This is a genomic window from Vibrio sp. 10N.222.48.A3 (genome assembly GCF_041475345.1).
Taxonomy (GTDB): Bacteria; Pseudomonadota; Gammaproteobacteria; order Enterobacterales; family Vibrionaceae; genus Vibrio; species Vibrio tasmaniensis_A.
The window spans coordinates 1-7913 of the sequence record NZ_JBFRVX010000860.1 but is presented as its reverse complement, the minus strand read 5'-3'; the positions used below and the strand labels follow the sequence as shown (position 1 = coordinate 7913).

Below are 7913 nucleotides of genomic sequence, written 5' to 3'. Positions count from 1 at the left end.
GTACTGGAGGATTAATTTCCCTTTATTGATATCCTGTTCATATATTAATAATAAAAATTTAATCTCTTTACCGTATACGCTGCTTTCATTATCTTCGATTTTAAACGTCCACTTATAAGCGACGTTATACAAAAATGACTGAATTTAACTTTGTTGCTGGCTATATCGTAAGGGAATTGTATAAAAATGGACGCCTATCCTGTAATAGATACTCACCACTCTGAACACAACGTAATACTTGAACTCAACGGAAAAATAGTTGAACTCGACACCAAACTTATTCGCAATGTTGAAAACGGCTATGTCCTGGCTACCATGCCTTTAGCGTATCGTAAGATCATTCTGTTTATGAATCGACATCGAGGGAAGTTGTTCAGTGTCGGGCAATTGAAGAAGATTGGCTGGGAGAATGGGTCAGTCACTAACTCGTCAGTGATTGTTGCGATATCTGAGATCAGATCACTATTCGGGGATGGCCTAATCATTACCATTACTGGCGAAGGCTACATATTTCAGCCTTAACCTGAAGAACACCTCTATTTCTAATATTGATGCTTTTTGTCGACTTTTGCTCAGAAGTCATCAAACAAAAAGAGCTCTTCGTTAGACGGAAAGTCATAACTAAGAGCTCTAGAGGTAACTATCCTACCTGAGGAGGATAGTTGCCATTCGAACTTACTCGCCTGCAATCTGTAGAGGAGAGCGTTTTAAGCTAGCAATCAACATGTAGATCGTTGTAGCGAGTAGAGACGCGAACAGGTAAGTGAATAATCCCGCTTGTGAATCCATAAAGCTATCTGCAACCAATGGGCCAGCGACAGAACCGATGCTGTAACACAACAGCATAACCTGAGTCACTGACACTAGATAGCTTGGGTCTAAGTTACGACAACCCAAGTTAATCGCGATTGGGTAAAGTGCAAAAGTCGCCATACCTAACACAAACAAGCTCATACCAAGAACATAAAAATCATGGTTAATCGTTAGTACACCAATGCTTGCAACCCCTAGTAGGCAGAACAGAGCCATTAATAACACTTGTCCTATGTGGTGAGATAACCATGTCACCATCGGCTGAACAGCCATACCACCCATAATCACTAACGCCATCAAACCGCCAATATCTTGATGTGCGATGTTGCGTTGAGCGAGCTCAACAGGCATCAGTCCGTAAATAGATCCAAGTGTTAATCCAGATACAATACAGCCAATCAAAGCGCTGTGGCTAAGTTTGCTGATTTGCTTTAATGATAAAGACTGCGCATCGTGAATTTGTGGTGCTGTCGCTTGTCCGTACATCAACACAATGATTGCACCAAACAACAAGGTGAACATTGCGATGAAAGGTACGCCACCTGTAATACCAAGGTAACCGATGCCGAGTTGGCCAACGGCAGAGCCGCCGTATAGCGAACACATGTAAACGCCTAAGCGTTTCGCGCGCTGAGATTCGTCACCGCTCATTAACCAAGACTCTACAATCACGAAGATACCTGCAACCGCTACACCAGCGACAAAGCGGGCTAATAACCATACCGCTTGATGTGGGATGAGTGGTAACACAAGGATCGTTGCGATAAAAATAGCCAGAGCGATAACAAACGCATCTCTGTGACCAACACGTGCGATCGCACGTTCAATCAATAACGTACCGGCTAAAAGCCCTGCATAGAATGCACTCGCCAACCAACTCGATAGATTTTTGTCTAAGCCATACTCAGACAACATTAATGGTAATGAACTCATTAAATAGCCTGAAGCGATCGCGTAAAAAGACAATGCAATAACCGGAACAGTTATGCGAGTTGTTTGTTGGATGTTGTCCAATGCAGGAGCCTCTAAATAGTGGAAGAAACGATGAATTTTCCGCGACTATGGGGGAGAAACTGAATTGGGTAAAACGAATAAAAATAGTCGTTAAGATAAAAGAAATTTATCGAGATCTTGAGCTAAAATACCATAGCGGAATTTACGATTTTTCGAGATTTTATGCGGTCAAAAAGCCACTAGGATTATGTTCATTATGGTTTTGTAAGCGATACAATCATCCGCGTAGGTCATCCGTGATGGTTGTTGAACATCACGATAATTCAAGCGAAGAAAGTTAAGCTCATTGGTGCTTTATGAACATACACAACGTCATTGAACAGGCCAGAGAGGAATGGTGTTGTGTTCAACTTGATGTTACAAATACCCGCGTAAAATGTTCATTCGTATGGTGTTATCAATGACGGCAATAGCGTAAACGAGAGTTACACCCAATGGAGATAGGCAAATGGATAGTTATGATTTTATTGTTGTTGGCGGGGGCTCGGCAGGATGTGTAATGGCTGCAAGGCTGTCTGAAGATCCCAATGTCACGGTTTGCCTATTGGAAGCAGGTGGTAAAGACACAAGCCCATTAATTCATACACCCGTAGGTATAGCCGCGATGATGCCAACTAAGCTAAACAACTGGGCCTTTGAGACCGTTGAACAGCCGGGTTTGAATGGTCGTAAAGGTTATCAACCAAGAGGTAAGACACTTGGTGGGTCCAGTTCTATCAATGCGATGATGTACGCTCGTGGGCACCGTTACGACTACGACACTTGGGAAAGTTTGGGTAATGCAGGTTGGAGTTATGAATCGTGTCTGCCTTACTTTAAGAAAGCCGAAAATAACGAAGTTCACCAAGATGAGTATCACGGCCAAGGTGGCCCTCTGAACGTCACTAACCTTCGATCGCCAAGTCCGATGTTGGAACGTTACTTAACGGCGTGTGAGTCGATAGGGGTTCCCCGTAATGAAGACATCAACGGTGCTGCTCAGTTTGGGGCGATGCCGACGCAGGTAACCCAGTTGAATGGCGAACGGTGCAGTGCTGCCAAGGCTTACTTAACGCCAAACCTTTCGAGACCAAATCTTACGGTCGTGACCAAGGCAACCACGCATAAGGTCTTGTTTGAGGAGAAGAAAGCGGTAGGTGTTGAATACGGCTCGAATGGCAAGCGTTATCAGATCCAATGTAACAAAGAGGTGATTCTATCTGCTGGTGCATTTGGTTCTCCCCAGTTGTTATTACTGTCTGGTGTCGGTGCTAAAGACGATTTGGAGGCGCATGACATCGAGCAGGTTCATGAGTTGCCTGGAGTGGGCAAGAACCTCCAAGACCATATCGACTTGGTGCATTCGTACAAGTGCAGTGAAAAGCGTGAAACTTTTGGTATCTCGCTACAAATGGCCTCTGAAATGACCAAAGCTCTGCCGCTATGGCACAAAGAACGCCGTGGCAAGATGAGCAGTAATTTTGCAGAGGGGATAGGTTTTCTTTGTTCCGAAGATCATATCGCGGTGCCGGATTTAGAGTTTGTATTTGTGGTCGCTGTTGTCGATGACCATGCAAGAAAAATCCATACCAGTCATGGTTTTACGTCTCATGTCACCTTGTTGCGTCCGAAAAGCAACGGCAGCGTAACGCTCAATAGTAATGATCCTTATGATCCGCCTAAGATCGATCCTGCGTTTTTCAGTCATCCTGAAGATATGGAGATAATGATTAAGGGCTGGAAGAAGCAGTATCAAATGTTAGAGAGTTCGGCGTTTGACGACATCCGTGGTAATGCTTTCTACCCAGTGGACGCCAGTGATGACGAGGCTATCGAGCAAGATATTCGCAACCGTGCAGACACTCAGTATCACCCAGTTGGGACCTGTAAAATGGGCCCTAACAGTGATTCATTAGCCGTGGTGGATAACGATCTTAAAGTCTATGGGTTGAATAACTTGAGAGTCATTGATGCTTCTGTGATGCCGACATTGATTGGGGCAAACACCAACGCGCCAACCATTATGATTGCTGAAAAAGTCGCAGATCAAATCAAAGAGGAATACGGGCTAGATAATCACGTAACTCGGTCTTGTAAGACTCTAAAGGCACGGGGTTATAGAGTTGCTGCGGATCAATAAGTTCATCTAACAGAATTGGGTAACGACCCAACTGCTCCGAGATCATCGGGCTCGCTGTACATAAGCGAACGAGTTGAGTGAGGGCAGCGGGGTGCTCATCCAATAGCTCAAGATACGTGGTGCGTGTAACGATTTTTTGCAACAGATGCAGCACTCGAGACAAACCAAATTCAGCATCCTTGGCGGTATAGAGCGCTTGAAACACTTTGGGCATTAATCGATTGAGTACTTCACGTCCACGAGGGCCAAGGGTTTTCTTAGCCAAATCAGCTTTGAATTGGATAATGGTTTTCGCCGCTTGCTGCGGGTTAGCAATCGCGATGTCATGCTCTAGAACCTGCTCAATCACATCTTGCTTATGAGCCATATCCCACAACTCACTAAAGTGACTCGCGATTGGGTTAGCATCATCTTCATCAACCCCAATTAGGTCTTCGAATACGGTGTGAACATTCGCCATATGAGCACGTGTCGCATCAATCAAACCATCCCAATCTGCAAACTGCATGGCGACAGCAAGTTGCAACTGTTCGAAATCGCCATCAGGTAAGGTTTGAGTTTGCTTGTCTGCCATCGCTTGTAATAGGTTCTCAAGGCGGCGTAAAAACAGGTATGCCTCACGTAAGTGACCGACTTCTTCTGCTTCTAATAAATGAAGAGATTCAATCGCACTTAGCGTCTCCAACAAACCTCGACCACGAAGGCTCGGTTCACGTCCACCACGAATCAGTTGAAAGACTTGAGCAATAAACTCGACTTCACGAATACCACCAGAGCCAAGCTTAATGTTGTTTGATAAGCCACGACGTCGCACTTCGCTACTGATCATCGACTTCATTCGACGCAAAGATTGAATGGCACTGAAATCAATATAACGACGAAAAACAAACGGACGCAGCATCTGGCGGAGCTCTTGGTATTCAGGGTACATTTCACTGCCCATTACACGCGCCTTAACCATTGCGTAGCGTTCCCAGTCACGGCCTTGTTCTTGGTAATAGTCTTCAAGAGCAGCATAGCTCATGACCAAAGGGCCGCTCTCCCCGAATGGACGCAAGCGCATGTCGACTCGATAACAGAATCCGTCAAAGGTTTGCTGATCAAGCGCCTTGATAATACGTTGCCCCAAACGCGTGAAGAACTGCGCGTTGGCGATACTTCTTCTTGCTCCTTGGGTTTCACCATTCTCAGGGTAAGTAAAAATTAGATCGATATCGGAAGAGAAATTCAGCTCACCGCCACCTAACTTGCCCATACCTATGATCAACATAGGCTGCGCTTCACCTTGCTCGTTACAAGGTGTGCCCCACTCTTTACAACAAATATCGTACTGCCATTGATAGGTCTCGAAGATCATCGCCTCTGCTAGCATCGACAAATGATTTAAGCTCTGTTCTAGATCCCATGAGCCCATAAAGTCACGCCAAGCAATGTAGATCATCTCTCGATTACGGAATTGACGCAGTACACGTTGGCCGCTCATTTCATCAGCACAACCAGAAAGTAACTCGGCCAAACGCTTACGATACCCTTCCGCGCGCTCTTCACATCTCAGCATCTCTGGCAAGGTGCTGGATAAAATCGAGTCACGCTGTAAACAATCACCAACAAAACAGCTCAAGCCTAATACACGCTTGAGCTCGGCAATCAATGACTCAGGCCAAGTGTTAATGGCGTCACTTTGATGCTCTAATAATTGCTCAAAAGCAGACTGGGAATGAGTGACGAGTAGAGAAGGCAATGGCATGTTTCTTCCTTGTGTAAGCTGCGCACCGAACAATTGGTTTGTCGGTTCGGTTCTTCAATAACGAGTTCTAAAAACTAATGATTAGTTATACCAAAGTTCTGCCAATAAAAAACGCCCGCATTAGCAATGTGGGCGTTTTATCAGTGAACTTATCAAGTTGAGTCTTTTCTCTAATAACAAATCTCCAGGGCCAAACCTCTAGGAATAGACCTTTAGATCTTGCGAACTAGAGCTCAGACCGAAAGCTGGGGATTAAACCTTAAACTGCTTAATCTTACCGTCTAGCTCTTGTGCGTTGCTTTCCATGATCTCAGAAGTCTCGAGAAGCTCACCCACCACCACTACGGAGGCTTCAACAAGCTCACGAACATTGGTCAAGTTGACACTCATCTCTTCCGCCACACTAGTTTGTTGGCCCGCAGCAGTCGCGATCTGGAAGTTCATATCATTAATCTGGTTTACCTGACTTACGATGCCATCAAGCTCAGAACCAGCGTTAGTCACTAGGTCTACGCCTTCAGCCGCTTCAACAACACTCTTTTCCATCAGCTCTACAGCCGAGTTAGCACTGCTTTGTAGATGGCTGATCATATCTTGAATTTCTACTGTCGCTTGCTGAGTACGTTGCGCAAGGTTACGAACCTCATCGGCAACAACCGCAAAACCACGCCCCGCTTCACCTGCACGCGCGGCTTCAATCGCTGCGTTCAAAGCCAATAGGTTGGTTTGCTCTGAAATGCCTTGGATAGTACCAACCACACTGCCAATCGAGTCTACGCGCTCTTCTACTTGGTTTACCGCTGCTGCAGAGGCTGCGATGTCCGAAGAAAGCTCACTCATCTTAGAAACAGAACCTTGAACGAACTTCTGACCTGTTAGTGCTTGACCTGATGCTTGCTCAGTAAGAGAAGAAGCACTTTGCGCGTGCTCAGCCACGGTTTGCACAGTAGACGTCATCTCGCTCATTGCTGTCGCTAGTTGGTCGATTTCGTTAAATTCTTCCTGAGCTGAATCTTTGGTTTCGGACATGCTGATGGTCATCACTTCCGTCAGGGCAAACAACTCATCAGAAGAGGCCACCTGAGTTTTGATCATGTCACTCAACTGGACTCGAGTTTTTTCGAGTTCTCGTGCCACATCACCGTATTCATCTTTACAATCCATATGAATTGGCACTGATAGGTTCTTATCGGCCATCGTTTTAATGGCGTCATTGAGGTATTGAGTTTGGCGAAGCATAACGCGCGCTGCCGCCAATAGAAGAACCACAAACACAATGATCATCAAGGCTGTTTGCCAAGCCACTTGAACTAGGTAAGTCTCGTAATGCTGCTGTGCAACTTGTGCATTGTTAGTGACTGCAAGTAATGAATCGTAAAACGCACTTGCGTCCCATAGCTGCTTCGAAATAATCAAGATAGTGCTGAAAACCATCAGCATGATCATTTTTGGAACGAGACGGATGTCCGAGATAATCCTTTCCCACGGCTTGAATGACAGTTTAGTCATTGTCAGTTCTCCATTAACTCTTATATATTGATGGCTTCTATATCCGCGAGATGGCTATGTCAGTCAAAGTTCGCGATTTATTTTGAGCCTCGTATGAATGTTAAATAGTATCAAAGACACCACTAAGCCGATGAGCTTATTATCACTGATTCTCTCTTTCTTAGCGTTATTTGTGATCTCAGGCTTATTGTTTGCACCGATTGATAAAGAATCGAAACAAGTTCTTATCGGCCTGGACTTTATAATCTGTAGCGTTTTTCTTTTTCAGCTCACTATTGATCTATTCAGATCACAAAATAAGAAAGAATATCTAAAAGTACACTGGATCGATTTCTTGGCAAGCATCCCTATGGTCGAGCCACTTCGATTCGCTCGCATTTTTCAGATCTTGCGCGTGATTCTCGTTCTTCGGTCAGGAAAACGTGTTTTCAGGGAGCTGTTTAGCAATCGAAAAGAAACGACACTCGCCTCAATTATTTTGCTATTGGTTATTCTCCTGACCATAGGTGCAGGAACAATACTGCTGCTAGAGCACAAGGATCCCAATGCCAACATTACCACTGGCCAAGATGCTTTATGGTGGGCTTTCGTAACGATTAGTACCGTGGGGTACGGCGATTATTATCCAGTGACGAGCTCAGGCAAGTTAGTCGCTTCTCTGGTGATCATTTGTGGTGTGGGTGTTTTTGGTATGATTTCAGGGTTGATTAC

Annotated in this window: 5 protein-coding genes and 2 pseudogenes; 4 read left to right on the top strand and 3 right to left on the bottom strand. The window is 45.1% G+C overall.

Annotated features, from left to right (window positions below; all coding sequences use genetic code 11):
- The first annotated feature begins 186 nt into the window (after positions 1–186).
- Positions 187–522, top strand: coding sequence for a winged helix-turn-helix domain-containing protein (locus tag AB4653_RS20945; protein WP_102258000.1), 336 nt, complete (start codon positions 187–189; stop codon positions 520–522).
- A gap of 153 nt (positions 523–675) precedes the next feature.
- Here the strand turns inward: AB4653_RS20945 and AB4653_RS20940 are convergent, their stop codons facing one another.
- The gene (locus AB4653_RS20940) at positions 676–1827 is read right to left on the bottom strand and encodes an MFS transporter (RefSeq protein ID WP_017097622.1); all 1152 of its coding nucleotides are present in this window, start codon (positions 1825–1827) and stop codon (positions 676–678) included.
- Between AB4653_RS20940 and AB4653_RS20935 the strand changes: the two are divergent.
- Positions 1827–2035: pseudogene (locus AB4653_RS20935) on the top strand (hypothetical protein). The gene AB4653_RS20940 and the pseudogene AB4653_RS20935 sit on opposite strands and share 1 nt — an antisense overlap.
- A 240-nt stretch (positions 2036–2275) precedes the next feature.
- Positions 2276–3946, top strand: a complete 1671-nt coding sequence (locus tag AB4653_RS20930) for a GMC family oxidoreductase (protein ID WP_372105232.1) — start codon at positions 2276–2278, stop codon at positions 3944–3946.
- On the opposite strand, the pseudogene glnE reads toward AB4653_RS20930, so the two are convergent.
- Both glnE and AB4653_RS20920 read right to left on the bottom strand, forming a co-directional pair.
- Positions 3864–5693: pseudogene (gene glnE, locus AB4653_RS20925) on the bottom strand (bifunctional [glutamate--ammonia ligase]-adenylyl-L-tyrosine phosphorylase/[glutamate--ammonia-ligase] adenylyltransferase); the annotation flags it as partial. The gene AB4653_RS20930 and the pseudogene glnE overlap by 83 nt on opposite strands.
- A 252-nt stretch (positions 5694–5945) precedes the next feature.
- Positions 5946–7202 carry a methyl-accepting chemotaxis protein gene (locus AB4653_RS20920; RefSeq protein ID WP_009848975.1) on the bottom strand — a complete coding sequence of 419 codons (1257 nt, stop codon included), beginning with the start codon at positions 7200–7202 and terminating at the stop codon, positions 5946–5948.
- A gap of 97 nt (positions 7203–7299) precedes the next feature.
- Between AB4653_RS20920 and AB4653_RS20915 the strand changes: the two genes are divergently transcribed.
- The coding region (locus AB4653_RS20915; RefSeq protein WP_372105230.1) for a potassium channel family protein at positions 7300–7913 on the top strand (614 nt) is incomplete at its 3' end.